Source organism: Saccharothrix sp. ST-888 (genome assembly GCF_000955975.1).
GTDB lineage: Bacteria > Actinomycetota > Actinomycetes > Streptomycetales > Streptomycetaceae > Kitasatospora.
In genome coordinates, this window is sequence record NZ_JYJF01000001.1 from 212,953 (window position 1) to 226,429 (window position 13,477).

Consider the following 13,477-nt stretch of genomic DNA (forward strand, 5'->3'; position numbering starts at 1 on the left):
GCCGCAGGGCTGCCGGTGCGGGGCACGCTGCCGGGCCCGGCGCGAACCCTGATCGCACGGACGTGCGAGAGTGGTAGCAGCGGAAGGGAGTGCGCAGGTGCTGATGGAGAAGGTGGCGGAGATCCTCGCCGAGGTGTCGGCCGAGGTGGTCGAGCCCCGCTTCCGGGCACTGGCCGACGGCGAGGTCATGGAGAAGGCCCCCGGGGACCTGGTGACCATAGCCGACCGGGAGGCCGAGGTGATCATCTCCCGGCGGCTGCGCGAGCTGCTCCCCGTCCCGGTGGTCGGCGAGGAGGCGGTGGCCGCCGACCCCTCGCTGGCGCGGGCCCTGGTCGAGGAGCCGGCGGTCTGGCTGGTCGACCCGGTGGACGGGACCTCCAACTTCGTCGCGGGCCGTCCCGACTTCGCCGTGATGGCCTCGCTGGTCCGCGCCGGCCAGGCCGTCGCCGCCTGGATCTGGCAGCCGATGTCCCAGACCGCCTACAGCGCCGAACTCGGCGCGGGCGCCTGGCGGGACGGGCACCGGCTGGTCCGCCGCCCCACCGACGACGCCCCGGAGAAGTGGCGCGGCACGCTCAAGAGCCGCTACCTCGACCCGGCCGAGCACCACCGGATGCTGACCAGCGCCCGCGTCTTCGGCCAGGTCTCCGGGGGCCTGCGCTCGGCCGGGATGGAGTACCCGCTGATCGCCGAGGGCGAGCAGGAGTTCATCCTCTACTGGCGCACCCTGCCCTGGGACCACGCCCCCGGCTCGCTGCTGATCACCGAGTCCGGCGGCGTCTCCGCCCGGCTGAGCGGCTCCCCGTACCGCCCCGACCCGCCCGGCGGCGAGGACGGCCTGCTGGTCGCGGCCGACCCCGCGGTCTGGGAGCACACCCGCGAGATCCTGCTCGGCCGCTGACCCGGCGGCCGGCCGCCGTGCCGGCCACCAGCGGTCAGCGGAGCACCGGAGCACCGGAGTCACCAGAGCACCGGCAGCCGCTCCGGTAGCCGCTTGATGAACCCCGGACGCCACGCCAGCTGCTCGATCGGCAGCGCCGGACGCAGCTCGGGCAGCCGTTCCACCAGCGCCTGGAGCGCGATCTCGGCGTGTGTGCGGCCCAGCGCGGAGGCCGGGCAGAAGTGCCGCCCCGCGCCGAAGGCGAGGTGCGGGTTGGACGCGCGGTCGAAGTCGATCCGCTCCGGCTCCGGGAACACCTCGGGGTCGTGGTTGGCGCCCTCGATCAGCACCAGCACCAGCTCGCCCGCCCGGACCAGCACCTCCCCCAGCTGCACATCGGCCGTTGCGAGCCGGGGCAGCGCGTCCCCGATCGACAGGTTGTAGCGCAGCAGCTCCTCCACGGCGGGGGCGATCACGGTCGGCTCGCTTCGCAGCCGGTCGGCCAGTTCGGGCCGCTGGAGCAGCGCGATGACGGCGTGCAACAGGAAGGCCGAGGTGGAGACCGTACCGGCGCCGAAGAGCGAGAGGGCGACGGTGGCGAGCAGGTCGTCGTCGACCCGGTCCGAGACGTCCGGCGAGCGGCGCAGTTCGACGAACCGGCCGAGCAGGCCGTCCGTGGGCGCGGGGTCGGCGTTCAGCCGGTCCAGCAGGTAGCCGAGGTCCTTGTACCAGTTGGGCGTCGAGCCCTCGAAGGGCTCGGGGCTGGTCACGAAGGCGAGGTCGATCCCGGACGTCAGCCGTCGCCAGTCGTCGGCCGGTATGCCGAGCAGTCGGCAGTGCAGTGCGGCGGAGTACGGCTCGGCGAAGCCGTCGCGCAGGTCGGCCGGTGCGCCCTGGGCCACCAGGCGGTCGATCAGCCGGTGCGCCTCGGCCTCCAGCCAACCGCCCAGCTCCGGGTCGGCGCGTGGGGAGAGGGTCTTCATGACGGCGTTCCGCAGCCCGGCGCTGTTGATGCGGCCCATGTTGTCGACCACCTCGGGCGGGATGGTCAGCGCGTACTGGCGCGGCACGCCGGGGTTGGCGGTGTCCTTGAGGCTGAACCGGTCGTCCTCCAGCACCTGCCTGGCCAGCGCGTAGCTGCTGACCAGCCAGGCGTCGTCGCCCGTCATGGTGCGGACCTTGGCCACCGGATGCTTCTCCCGCAGCCGGACGGCCTCCTCGGGCAGCACGTCGCCGCGGCGGGAGAGCGGGAAGACGGACTCGTACGGCACACTCGTGGTCATCTCTGGTGTTCTCCTCGGTGGTTGGTGCGGATCGGGTGGCGCGGATCGGGTGGCGCGGCCGCCCGGCTAGGCGGCATCGGTCTGCGGGCCCAGGTGCGGCCGGACCACGGCGTACGCCTGCCCGGCCACCGCCCGCAGGCCCTCGTCTCGCCCGAACAGCACCGGGGTGAGCGGCAGTTCGGCGTGGTAGCAGGAGACCGAGGAGGGCACGCCGAGCAGGCTCGGGGTGTCCAGGAAGAACGGCAGCTCGGCCGTGATGTACGCGACCCCGGCGGCCAGTTGGGCCGAGGACGGCGCCCCGTCCCCGGGCAGTCGGGCGGCCAGGAAGGACCGGGCCATGGACTCGGCGGCGTCCCGCAGGAGTTGGTCGGTCTCCAGCGCGTCCTGCACGGCGCGGCGCAGGCGCAGGTACGCCGGCGCGGTGCCGAACTCGGAGAGCGCGTGGATACCGACGCCGCTGCGGCCGGACTCCTCGACGCCGCGCCGGACCCGCCGGCGGGTGGCCTTGACCTCCTTGTCGGCCCGCCGCAGGGCGTGTTCGGCCGGATAGCCGCAGACCGTGAACTGGGCGTCCACATGGAGATCGGCGTAGACGATGTCCACCGCGTCGAAGGACTGCCGCGACCAGAGCAGCAGTTCGGTGATCCGCCGGTGGCTGAAGTAGCTGTTCCCCGGGCTGACGCCGATCAGCAGGTGGTCGCCGCGGTCCCAGACCGCCCGGCAGCGGTCGGAGAAGGGCCGGGCTTCGAAGAGCGGCGGCGTGGTACTCGGACGTGTGGTGCTCAGGAGCGTGTTGCTCATACCGCGGCCTCCGCGTCGCAGGACTGAGTGCACTGAAGTGGGTTCGGGCAGGGTGGAGCCGGCACTGGCGCGTGGGGGCGTTCGGCGCGGGTCCGGCTGCCGACGGGCACACCGGATCACCGGGTTGGGGTGACTCCGGGCAGGCGGCTCTGCCGGCCGGTCCGGGGCAGGGTGCCGCGCCGGACGGGTCGAGCTGGGGGGCCGGACCGACTACGAGAGGGACGTGCCGGCGGTCCTACGAGAACGGCGCCGGTGCCGCCGGCCCGGGTTCTTCGGGTCGACAGGCCGCAGGGACCGCGGGTTCGAGGTCGCGCAAGGCGAATCCCCCTTGCGCCGCGAGTCCCGAGGAGCCGTGTGCTCCTGGTGTGGCGGCGGCTACAAGAAGTTACCGCCGGTGATCACCGGATCCGCAAGCCCGGTCGGGCCGATGGCCGGATGTGGCCCCGCTATGGCCTGATCCGGCTGGACAAGGCGCCGAACCGTATGTTCACGGATGCTTCGGCGCCGGCCCGCTACCGGTCGGCGGCACCTGCCGCCAGTGTGCGTTCCTCCAGGCGACGGGCCCGAAGCCGCGCAAAGTCTGGCGACCGGCAACACTACTGACGTATCGTCAGATATTCCGCTCCAGCTCCCTTCCGGTCCGGACCACGGTGTCGAGCAGCGCAGCGACTTCGGCCGCCGAGGTGTTCGGATTGAGCAGGGTCAGCTTCAGCCGGACCCGCCCCGGGCCCGTGCCCGGCAGCTCGGTCCGGCCCACCACGGCCCGGCCCTCGCGGAGCAGCACCCGGCGCAGCTCGGCGTTGAACCGGTCGGCGAACTGATCGGCGGACCGGTCGGCCGCCGCCGGGCCGAGCGGGCCCGGCGGAACGGGGCAGGTCGGCAGGTAGCGGAACACCACGGTGCTCAGGATCGGCTCGCAGTGCAGGTCGAGGGCCGGTTCGGCACGGATCGCCGCCGCGGCGGAGCAGGCCAGTTCGTGACAGGTGTCGACAAGTCGGCCCAGGCCGCGGCGGCCGAAGGTCCGGAGCGTGACGGCGATCTTGAAGGCGTCGGCCCGGCGGGTGGTGCGCAGCGAGAGGCCGAGCAGGCTCGGGTAGCCGGCCTGCTCGTCGTCGGCGGGGTTGAGGTAGACGGCGCGCCGGGCGAGCGAGGCGTAGGTCTGTGCCCGGCGGACCAGGAAGACCCCGGCGGCGGCGGGCTGCCAGCCCAGTTTGTGCCAGTCGAGCGCGACCGAGTCGGCGCGGGCGATGCCGTCGAGCAGCGGGGCGAGGCGGTCGGAGAGCAGTGCGCCGCCGCCGTACGCCGCGTCCGCGTGCAGCCAGGCGTCGTACTCGGCGGCCAGGTCGGCGATCGCGTGCAGCGGGTCGATCCCGCCGGTGTCGGTGGTCCCGGCGGTGGCGACCACGGCGATCGGCGTCGCCCCGTCGGCCACCGACGCGGCCAGCGAGTCGGCGAGGCGGTCGGGGTCCATCCGCAGTTCGCGGTCGACCGGGACGGTGACCACCGCGCGCTCGCCGAGGCCGAGCAGGGCGGCGGCGCGCTGGACGGAGAAGTGCGCCGCCTCGGAGGCGAAGATCCTGGGACGTGCGCCCGCGGGCAGGCCGTCCAGTTCCACGCTGCGGCCGCCGCCGAGGACCTGGTCGCGCGCCAGCATCAGGCCCATCAGATTGGACTCGGTGCCGCCGGAGGTGAGGACGCCGGCGGCCGACTCCGGCCGGTAGCCGACCAGTTCGGCGAGCTCGCCGATCAGGGCCGTCTCCAGGGCGGTGGCGGCGGGCGCCTGGTCCCAGGAGTCCAGCGAGGGGTTGAGGGCGGAGACGGCGAGGTCGGCGGCGACCGCGACGGCCAGCGGCGGGCCGTGCAGGTGCGCGGCGCAGGACGGGTCGGCGGGGTCGGCGCTGCCGTACGCGAGCAGTTCGGTCAGGCGCAGCAGCGCGTCCTCGTCGGCCTTCTCGCCCGACTCGGTGCTGTCCCAGACGTATCCGAAGGCGCCTTCGAACTGCCGGGCGAGCGCCTCCGGTTCACCGGCCGGGATCGGGCCGCCCCGGCGCTCGGCCCCCACTTCCATGGCGGTCAGCGCCAGTTCGACCAGTTCGCGCAGGGCCGCCGGGCCGTGCACCCCGCCGGACAGGGGGACCTGCTCGCCGGAGGGCTCCATGCCGCGATCCCGTTCCCTTCCGCTCGACTCCCCGCCGTTCACGCCTGGCCCGCGGGGCCCTCGACTGCGGCGGACTCGGCCGAGGCGGACTCGATCGCGTCCGCGAGCCGGTCGAGGACCGCCTCGGCCTGCTCGTCGGTGATGGTCAGCGGCGGCAGCAGGCGCAGTACCGCGTCGTGGCGTCCGCCGAGTTCCACGATCAGGCCCCGCTGGAGGCAGGCGGCACGGACCCGGACGGCCAGCTGCGGGTCGGCCGGGTACGCGCCGCAGGTGTCCGGCTCGCCGCTCGGGTCGACCAGTTCGACGCCGAGCATCAGCCCGCGCCCCCGGACGTCCCCGATCACGGGCAGGCGGCCGCTGAGTCCTCGCAGCCGGTCCGCGATCCGGACGCCCACCAGTGCGGCCCGTTCGGCCAGTCCGTTGGCGGCCACGAAGCGCAGGGTGGCGGCGCCGGCGGCCATCGCGAGCGTGTTGCCCCGGAAGGTGCCGGTGTGCGCGCCGGGGTGCCAGCCGTCGTACTCCTCGCGGTAGACGACGACCGCGAGCGGCAGGCTGCCGCCGATCGCCTTGGAGAGCACCATGGCGTCCGGGACGATGCCGCTGTGCTCGACCGCCCACATCGCGCCGGTCCGGCCCACCCCGGTCTGCACCTCGTCCACGATCAGCGGGATGCCGCGCTCGGCGGTGATCCGCCGCATCTCGCGCAGCCAGCCGTCGGGGGCGGGCACCACTCCGCCCTCGCCCTGCACCGCCTCCAGGATCATCGCGGCGGGCGGCAGCACGCCCCCGGCGGGGTCGTCGAGCAGCCGCTCGATGTAGGTCGCGCCGAGCCCCGCACCCTGCTCGCCGAGCCCGAACGGGCAGCGGTAGGCGTACGGGTACGGCAGCCTGGTGACCTCTCCCCCGCTGGGCAGCGGGGACTTGATGCCGACGTTGCCGGTGACCGCCAGCGCGCCGGCCGTCATGCCGTGGTACGCCCCGGTGAAGGCGAGCGCACCGCGCCGCCCGGTGGCGGTCTGCATCAGCTTGAGCGCGGCCTCGACCGCGTCCGTCCCGGCGGGGCCGCAGAAGTGCACCCGGCCCTGCTCGGCGAACTCCTGCGGCAGGCTCTCGAACAGGGTGGTGGTGAAGTCGTCCTTCTCCGCGGTGGCGAGGTCGAGCAGGTGCAGCGGGGCGCCGCTGTCCAGGGTGCGGCGGATCGCTTCCAGCACCACCGGGTGGTTGTGACCGAGCGCCAGCGTGCCCGCGCCGGAGAGGCAGTCGAGGTAGCGCCGCCCGTCCGCACCCTCCACCGTCATGCCGTTGGCGCGCACCGGCACGATGGGGAACGAGCGCGCGTACGTACGGGCGGCCGACTCGCGGATGCGCTGGCGGCGCAGGATCCCGTCGCCGGCCCCGGGCCCAGGGGTGTGAGCGGTCGACCCGGCGGTGTGGGCGGTCAGCGTCAAGGAGAGCTCCCAAGTGAAGTTAGGTTAGGCTAACTTTACTCTCCTGGCCTGCCCGGTCCGCCCGTCACCCCGAACTCCACCCGATCGGGTGATGCACCCTCACCTCCCCCAACGACCGGACACCGCTCGAGGTCACGTACGCTGCCGCCGTGAGACCCCGGAGCCCGGAGCGCGAGGAGCCGCCGATGACGTACCGAGCCGAGCAGCCGAACCACTCCCGGACCGGCGAGGCGGAGCGGGCCGAGCGGGTCGGACGGGTCGGACGGGCCGGGCTGACCGGGAACGTCGGGCGGGACGAACGGGCCGAGCGGGAACAGGCCCGCGAGTTCTTCGCCGTCCGCGCCGCCGACTGGGACAGCCGGTTCCCCGACGACGGTCCGCGCTACGCCGAAGCCGTCGCCGCACTCGGGCTCGCCTCGGGCGACTTCGTGCTCGACGCGGGCTGCGGCACCGGCCGGGCACTGCCCCGTCTGCGGGCCGCCGTGGGCCCGGAGGGCACCGTCCTCGGACTGGACCTGACCCCCGAGATGCTCCGCGAGGCCCTCGCCCACCGCGCCGAGGCCGGACTGGTCAACGGCGATGTCTGCCATCTCCCGCTGCGCGACGGCACGTTGGACGCCGTCTTCGGCGCCGGTCTGATCTCGCACCTGCCCGACCCGCCGGCCGATCTGCGCGAACTCGCCCGCGTCACCCGCCCCGGCGGCGTGCTCGCGCTCTTCCACCCGATCGGCCGCGCCGCCCTCGCCGCCCGCCACGGCCGCGAGCTCACCCCCGACGACCTCCGGGCCGAACCCAACCTCCGCCCCCAGCTGGCCGCCGCAGGCTGGCGCCTCACCCACTACACCGACACCGACGACCGCTACCTCGCGCTCGCAACCCGCTCGTCCTGAAGGAACGTTCAGGCCGGGGACGGCCCGGTGCGGTCCTCCGACCCGGCGACGGCCGGGCGCCGTCGGAGCATCCGCACCGAGGCCGCGATCACCGCGACGAGAACCATGCCGACACCCGCACCCGCCAACGTGCGCCGGGGGCCGAGCACCGCGCTGAGCGGGCCGCCGAGGGCGGCACCCAGCGGGGAGGCGGTCAGCAGCACCGCGCCCCGGAACGCGAGCACCGTGGTCAACCAGGCCGAGGGGGTGCGGTTCTGGAACAGGCTGAGGGACAGCGCGCTGTACGGACCGTAGATCACCCCGCCCAGCGCGAACGCCGCGAGCGAGACGGCGGCCGGTGCGTCGAGCGCGAACGGCAGCAGGATGACACCGTGGCCCGCGACGACACCCAGGACCACCGGCCACAGCGGCAGCCTGCGCAGACCGCCGAAGGTCAGCGCTCCGACGATCGCGCCGGCGCCGAAGACCGCCCAGTACAGCCCGAGCAGGCCCGCCCCGGCCCCGAGATCGCCCTTGACGAAGAGCGGCAGCGCCACCTCCACCGGTCCGTAGCAGGCGTTGAAGAACCAGGTGACGACGAGCAGTCCGAGCAGTTCGGGCCGTCGGCGCAGCAGCTGCAGGGCCCGCCCGGCGGGCGCGTCGGCCGGCTGCGGCGTGCCCCGCTCCGAGGCCGGGGCGCCCAGGCGGGTGGTCTGGACCGCCAGCACGGCGAAGCTCAGGGCGTCCAGACCGATGATCCAGGCGGGTCCGATCACCGGGGTCAGGACTCCGGCGAACGCCGGCCCGGCGATCGTGGACACCCAGGCACTGGTGCTCAGCAGCGCGTTCGCCGCCAACCGCCGCTCCGGCGGCGTCACTTCGGCGACCAGCGCGTACTTGGCGGCACCTCCCCAGGCATGCAGCAGCGACGAACAGGCGAGCAGGACCGGGTAAAGCACCGGGTCCAGCAGCCCGGCCGCCCAGGCCACCGGCACACAGCCCAGGAACACCGCCCGGGTCCAGCTGTCCGCCCGCAGCAGCCGCCGGGCGGGTAGCCGCCGGACCCACCGTCCGAACAGCAGCGCCCCGACCGCCCCCGGCAGCGCGAAGGCGGCGACGGCGATGCCGAGCTCCGGCCCGGCCGCACCGGGCGGCGCGATCTGCACGGCGAGCCACACCACGGCCACCACGCTCATGCCGTCCCCCAGATCGGACGCCGCCAGCGTCGGCAGCAGACGCCGGAACGGACGGTGCACGAGCAGCTCCCGGTACTGCCTGGGTACGAGCCGGACCGGCCCTCGAAGGATCATGCGCGCAGGCTGGCAGTTCAACCGCACTTGAAGTCAACCCGGGACGCCCCCGCGACCTCCCGGGCGCAGCACACCCCGTCGGCCAGCCCCCGGCCCGCCGGATCCACCAGCCGCGATCCGCCCGCCGGGGTCAGCCGAGGCGGGCGTCCGCGAAACCTTCTCGCCCAGGTGCTGCCGAGTCTCGCCCCCCGCTGCCGAACTGCCCGAAGAGGACGAGTTCGAGACCCTTCCGGACGACGGGTTCGGCGAGGACGACTGGGTGTCCTGCCGACCGGCCCAGCTCCCCTGGCCACCGTCGTGGCCCGCATCGCCACCGACGTCTCCGGCTGACCGCACTGCAGACCGGCCCACCCGCCGTTGGCTACGATCCGCTCACGGTCGATCACGCGACAGCGTTTCAATCGTGACGCGGGACGTAGCTCACGCGTTCGTCGGTGTGGCGCGCAGGCCCCCGAGCAGGGTGGCCAGGTAGCGACGGGCGGTGTCGATCCGGTCGGCGGGGGTGCCGCCGTGGACGTTGACGGCGTAGGCGATGCCGCACATGAGCGGGACCAGGTCGGCCGAGGCCAGGTCGGGGCGGACTGCCCCGGCCTCGCGCGCGCGGTCGAGGAGTGTGGCGCCGGCCGACCACATCGATGTCTTGAGTTCCGTGGTGCGCGGCAGGGTGTCTGCGGCTGCGGCGGCGACCGGGGCCAGGGAGGCGTCGGTGACCTGCGCTTCGACGGTGCGGGTCAGGAAGCCCTCCAGCGCGCGCCAGGGGTCGGTGTCGGCCATCGCCTGCTCGCCGTGGGCGGCCAGGGCTTCCAGGCAGGGGGTGGCGATGGTCTCCAGCAGCGCCTCGGGCGTGGCGAAGTGGCGGTAGACGGTGCCGACGCCGAGTCCGGCGCGGCGGGCGACGTCGTTGAGCTGCAACGGTGTGCCCTGGTCGGCCAGGGCACGGGCGACGGCGACGATCTGGTCCCAGTTGCGGGCCGCGTCCTTGCGCAGTGGTGTCGTCGTCATGGGGACATGTTAATCGGATCGACCATCCGGATGGCCCCGCCGCCCGTGCGGACACTGCATGGCAGGTCAGGCGGCCGCAAGAGGCGCGTGCTGTTCGCCGAGTCGGCGCACGGCCTCGGCGACGCGGGGGTCGGTCGCCGCGCGGAAGGGCGCCACCGGGCGCGCCTGGGCGCCGATGACGATGCCGGTCCGCCCCGTCAGGGCGCCGTCGGTGGCGGCGACGATCGAGGGCCTGGCCGCCACGGACGCCGGACCGGAGGTCGAGCGTTCGAACCTGCGGCGCACCAGCGGCCACAGCAGCCGCAGGGCGGGCGAGACGATCTTCGGGTCGGTCAGGGTGCCGTTGGTCATGTCGGTCGCCGCGCCTCCGGGGTCGGCGGCGAAGACCGATACGCCCGTACCGTCCAGCCGGGCGGCCAGGTCGAGCGTGTAGGCGAGGTTGGCGAGCTTGGCGCGGCCGTACCAGTGGAAGCCGTAGTAGCCGCCGGGCGGCTCGACGCCGTCGAACACCCGCTTAGCGACCCCGACCGCTCCCGAGGTCACGTTCACGATCCTGCTCGGCGCACCGGCCGTCAGTGTGGGCAGCAGCAGCTCGGTCAGCAGGTACGGCGAGAGGTGGTTGACGACGAACGATGCCTCGACGCCGCCCAGGTCCCGTCGATCCGCGAACATCGCCCCGACGTTGTTGACCAGCACGGTCAGCGGTTCGCCCGAGGCGGCGTGGTCGCCGGCGATCCGGTGGGCGAGCGCGCGCACTTCGTCGAGCGAGGCGAGGTCGGCCGGCAGGAACCGGGCAGGGTGTGCCGGGCTCGTCGCGTTGATTCGGTCGACCGCCCGGGCGCCCCGGTCGGCGTTGCGCCCGACCACGGTGACCGCGAAGCCGGCAGCAGCCAGCCCCAGCGCCGTCTCCAGGCCGATGCCGGCCGTTCCGGCCGTCACCACAGCAGTCTTCTTCATGGCTCATCCACCCCAACAGGCATTCGGATACTTCATCCGCTTGGCGCGACCGTAGCACACAATCGGATGGACTATCCGATTAGCCTCTCCGGCTGATCACGTGAGGTGAGAGGCCCGGGGTCGTGATGAGGGTTTCCCAGTCCCCGAGCCCGGACCGGACGCCGGCGAGTGGCATCAGCGGCTCTACGACCGCGCAGGCATCCGGGGGCCGTCCCGAGAACCTGACGGCACAGCAACGTGAGATGGCTGGTTGACACCGGCCGCTGGGCAACCCGATCCGCCCGTGCGCCCACCCGTGCGCCCGCGAGCGGTCAGGAGGTGGAGCGCTGCGGGTTGATCCGGTAGCAGAGTTCGGGGCGGCCGACCTGTCCGTACTGGGGTTCGCGGACGGCCAGGCCGATGTCGACCAGGTGTTCCAGGTAGCGGCGGGCGGTGATCCGGGAGACTCCGGCGGCGGCCCCCGCCGCTGCGGAGGAGAGGCCCGACTCTGCGTTGCGGAGCACGGCCGCGACCGCCTCCAGGGTCGGGGCACTGAGCCCCTTGGGCAGGGCGCTGCGTTCGGGGGTGGCCCGGAGTGCGGCGAAGGCCTGGTCCACCTCGTCCTGCCCGGTGGCCTCGCCGGTGCGCGCGAGGGTGTCGCGGTAGCGGGCGTAGCGCTCCAGCCGGTCGTGCAGGGCGGCGCTGCTGAAGGGCTTCAGCAGGTACTGGACGACTCCGGCCGAGACCGCCTGCCGGACCATCGCCAGGTCGCGCGCCGAGGTGACGGCGATGATGTCGCTGCCGTGCCCGGCGGCGCGCAGCGTGCGGCAGAGCTGGAGGCCGTGCCCGTCGGGCAGGTAGAGGTCCAGCAGGACCAGGTCGACCGGGGTGCCGGCGGCGCGGGCGCGGTCCAGCCGGCGCAGCGCGTCCGCGCAGGTGTGGACGGTGGCGGCCACCCGGAAGCCGGGCGTGCGCTGCACGTACAGGGTGTGGGCGGCGGCGGCCACCGGGTCGTCCTCGACCACCAGCACGTCGATCATCCGACTCGCTCCAACTCGCTGCCGTCGCGGCCGTCGCGGCCGAAGGACGGTGCCTCGGCGTCCGCCCGCCGCAGCGGCAGCCGGACCGTGAGCACGGCGCCGCGCTCGCGCCCGACCTCGACGGTGCCGCCGTTGCGCCGGGCGGTCTGGGCGACCAGCGCCAGGCCGAGGCCCCGCCCGCCGCTCTTGGTGCTCCAGCCCCGGCGGAACACCTCGGTGGCGGCCTGCGGGTCGATGCCGGGGCCGGTGTCGGAGATGCGGAGGAGGAGTTCACCGCCGTCCGCCCGCGCGGTGACGGTGACCTCGGGCGGGCCGACGGTCGCGGCGGCGCCCTCGATCGCCGCGTCCACCGCGTTGTCGATCAGGTTACCGAGGACGGTGACCAGGTCGCGCGGGCTGAGCGCGGCCGGCAGGACCCCGTCGTCGATCCGGCTGTCCTCGGTGAGGGTGAGCTCGACACCGCGTTCCGCCGCCTGCGCGGCCTTGCCCAACAGCAGTGCCGCCAGCACCGGTTCGCCGACTGCGGCGACCACCCGGTCGGTGAGCTGCTGGGCGAGGGCGAGTTCGGCGGTGGCGAACTCCACCGCCTCGCGGTGGCGGCCGAGTTCGATCAGCGAGACGACGGCGTGCAGCCGGTTGGACGCCTCGTGCGCCTGTGCGCTGAGCGCGTCGGCAAAGCCCCGGACGGAGTCCAACTCGCCACTCAGGGACTGGAGTTCGGTGTGATCCCGGAGCGTCACCACGGCGCCGAGACCGGGGCCGACGGCCGAGGTGTTGAGGACGACCACCCGTTCCGCCGCGAGGTGGACCTCGTCCCGGACCGGCGCGGGGCCCAGCAGCGCCAGGGTGAGTGACTCGGGCAGGCCCAGGTCGGACACCGCCAGCCCCTCCAACTCCCCCGACAGACCGAGCAGTTCGTGGGCCGCGTCGTTGCAGAGCACCACCCGCTGGGCGCCGTCCAGCAGGACCAGCCCTTCGCGCACCGAGTGCAGGGTCGCCTGGTGGTAGTCGTAGAGGTGGCTCAGTTCGGCGGCGCCCATGCCGTGGGTGTGGCGGCGCAGCCGGGCGTTGGCCAGGTAGGTGCCGACTCCGCCGACGGCGAGCGCGGCGAGTGCGACGCCGACCAGGGCGAGCAGCGGCCCGCGCAGCCGTTCGCTGATCGACTCGACCTTGATGCCCGCGCTGACCAGGGCGATCACCCGGTGCTGTCCGTCGAGTACGGGCACCACGACGCGGACCGAGGGCCCCAGGGTGCCGGTGTAGGTCTCGGTGACGGTACCCCCGGCGAGGGCCTGGTCGATGTGGCCGAGGAAGAGCCGGCCGATCTGCGCGGGGTCGCGGTGGGCCCAGCGGATGCCATGGGTGTCCATGACCGTCACGAAGTCCACGCCGGTGTCGCGCTGGACCTGTGCCGCGTACGGCTGGAGCAGGCGCGAGGGGTCAGGGCCAGCGACGGCCTCGCGTACGGTCGGCGAATCGGCGACCGCCCATGCGGCGGCGGTGACCTGGTGGCGGGCGGAGTCCTCGGCGCGCCCGGCGGTGAGCAGGTACGCGAGGACCGCGCCGCCCGCGACCACGGCCGCCACGATCACGATCTGCACCGCGAACAGCTGCCCGGCCAGACTGCGCAGGCGGCGGCGCGGCGAGGGGTGCGGACGCCGGTGCGTGCCGGAGGGCGGGTGCATGCCGACAGTGTGCACCGCCCGCGCGGCGGACCGGACGTGCGTGAACTCTATGAACGCAAACGTGA

At 74.1% G+C, this 13,477-nt stretch carries 11 protein-coding genes; 2 read left to right on the forward strand and 9 right to left on the reverse strand.

Going from position 1 to position 13,477, the window contains the following annotated elements; genetic code table 11:
• Positions 1-103 precede the first annotated feature (103 nt).
• Positions 104-901, forward strand: coding sequence for an inositol monophosphatase family protein (locus tag UK12_RS00915; RefSeq protein WP_045298494.1), 798 nt, complete (start codon positions 104-106; stop codon positions 899-901).
• A 59-nt stretch (positions 902-960) separates the two neighbouring features.
• Here UK12_RS00915 and UK12_RS00920 read toward each other — a convergent pair whose 3' ends face one another.
• From UK12_RS00920 to UK12_RS00935, 4 genes are all read right to left on the reverse strand, one after another.
• Positions 961-2,163 (reverse strand): cytochrome P450, encoded by a 1,203-nt coding sequence (locus UK12_RS00920; RefSeq protein WP_045298286.1) that lies wholly within the window; start codon positions 2,161-2,163, stop codon positions 961-963.
• A gap of 66 nt (positions 2,164-2,229) precedes the next feature.
• Entirely contained in the window at positions 2,230-2,964 is a 735-nt protein-coding gene (locus UK12_RS00925; protein ID WP_045298287.1) for a tRNA-dependent cyclodipeptide synthase, read from the reverse strand.
• 610 nt (positions 2,965-3,574) lie between these two features.
• The gene (locus UK12_RS00930) at positions 3,575-5,122 is read right to left on the reverse strand and encodes a pyridoxal phosphate-dependent decarboxylase family protein (protein WP_045298289.1); all 1,548 of its coding nucleotides are present in this window, start codon (positions 5,120-5,122) and stop codon (positions 3,575-3,577) included.
• A 38-nt stretch (positions 5,123-5,160) separates the two neighbouring features.
• Positions 5,161-6,570 (reverse strand): diaminobutyrate--2-oxoglutarate transaminase family protein, encoded by a 1,410-nt coding sequence (locus UK12_RS00935; RefSeq protein WP_197084441.1) that lies wholly within the window; start codon positions 6,568-6,570, stop codon positions 5,161-5,163.
• A 185-nt stretch (positions 6,571-6,755) separates the two neighbouring features.
• Here UK12_RS00935 and UK12_RS00940 point away from each other — a divergent pair, with 185 nt between their 5' ends.
• The gene (locus UK12_RS00940) at positions 6,756-7,460 is read left to right on the forward strand and encodes a class I SAM-dependent methyltransferase (RefSeq protein WP_082119186.1); all 705 of its coding nucleotides are present in this window, start codon (positions 6,756-6,758) and stop codon (positions 7,458-7,460) included.
• An 8-nt stretch (positions 7,461-7,468) separates the two neighbouring features.
• Here UK12_RS00940 and UK12_RS00945 read toward each other — a convergent pair whose 3' ends face one another.
• The 5 genes from UK12_RS00945 to UK12_RS00965 all read right to left on the reverse strand — a co-directional run bounded on the left by UK12_RS00945 (position 7,469) and on the right by UK12_RS00965 (position 13,412).
• Positions 7,469-8,749: an MFS transporter gene (locus UK12_RS00945; protein WP_045298291.1), complete on the reverse strand. Its 1,281-nt coding sequence runs from the start codon at positions 8,747-8,749 to the stop codon at positions 7,469-7,471.
• Between the two features lie 420 nt (positions 8,750-9,169).
• A complete protein-coding gene (locus UK12_RS00950; RefSeq protein ID WP_045298293.1) occupies positions 9,170-9,751 on the reverse strand; it encodes a TetR/AcrR family transcriptional regulator in 582 nt (193 codons plus the stop codon).
• A gap of 66 nt (positions 9,752-9,817) precedes the next feature.
• Entirely contained in the window at positions 9,818-10,708 is an 891-nt protein-coding gene (locus UK12_RS00955) for an SDR family NAD(P)-dependent oxidoreductase (RefSeq protein WP_045298295.1), read from the reverse strand.
• A gap of 311 nt (positions 10,709-11,019) precedes the next feature.
• Positions 11,020-11,727 carry a response regulator gene (locus UK12_RS00960; protein WP_045298297.1) on the reverse strand — a complete coding sequence of 236 codons (708 nt, stop codon included), beginning with the start codon at positions 11,725-11,727 and terminating at the stop codon, positions 11,020-11,022.
• Positions 11,724-13,412: a sensor histidine kinase gene (locus tag UK12_RS00965; protein WP_045298299.1), complete on the reverse strand. Its 1,689-nt coding sequence runs from the start codon at positions 13,410-13,412 to the stop codon at positions 11,724-11,726. The genes UK12_RS00960 and UK12_RS00965 overlap by 4 nt, the downstream gene beginning before the upstream one ends.
• Between the last annotated feature and the right edge of the window lie 65 nt (positions 13,413-13,477).

Coding starts and splice junctions, on each gene's coding strand:
- UK12_RS00915 (WP_045298494.1), top strand. CDS start 104: ATGGAGAAGGTGGCGGAGATCCTCGCCGAGGTGTCGGCCGAGGTGGTC.
- UK12_RS00920 (WP_045298286.1), bottom strand. CDS start 2,163: ATGACCACGAGTGTGCCGTACGAGTCCGTCTTCCCGCTCTCCCGCCGC.
- UK12_RS00925 (WP_045298287.1), bottom strand. CDS start 2,964: ATGAGCAACACGCTCCTGAGCACCACACGTCCGAGTACCACGCCGCCG.
- UK12_RS00930 (WP_045298289.1), bottom strand. CDS start 5,122: ATGGAGCCCTCCGGCGAGCAGGTCCCCCTGTCCGGCGGGGTGCACGGC.
- UK12_RS00940 (WP_082119186.1), top strand. CDS start 6,756: ATGACGTACCGAGCCGAGCAGCCGAACCACTCCCGGACCGGCGAGGCG.
- UK12_RS00945 (WP_045298291.1), bottom strand. CDS start 8,749: ATGATCCTTCGAGGGCCGGTCCGGCTCGTACCCAGGCAGTACCGGGAG.
- UK12_RS00950 (WP_045298293.1), bottom strand. CDS start 9,751: ATGACGACGACACCACTGCGCAAGGACGCGGCCCGCAACTGGGACCAG.
- UK12_RS00955 (WP_045298295.1), bottom strand. CDS start 10,708: ATGAAGAAGACTGCTGTGGTGACGGCCGGAACGGCCGGCATCGGCCTG.
- UK12_RS00960 (WP_045298297.1), bottom strand. CDS start 11,727: ATGATCGACGTGCTGGTGGTCGAGGACGACCCGGTGGCCGCCGCCGCC.
- UK12_RS00965 (WP_045298299.1), bottom strand. CDS start 13,412: ATGCACCCGCCCTCCGGCACGCACCGGCGTCCGCACCCCTCGCCGCGC.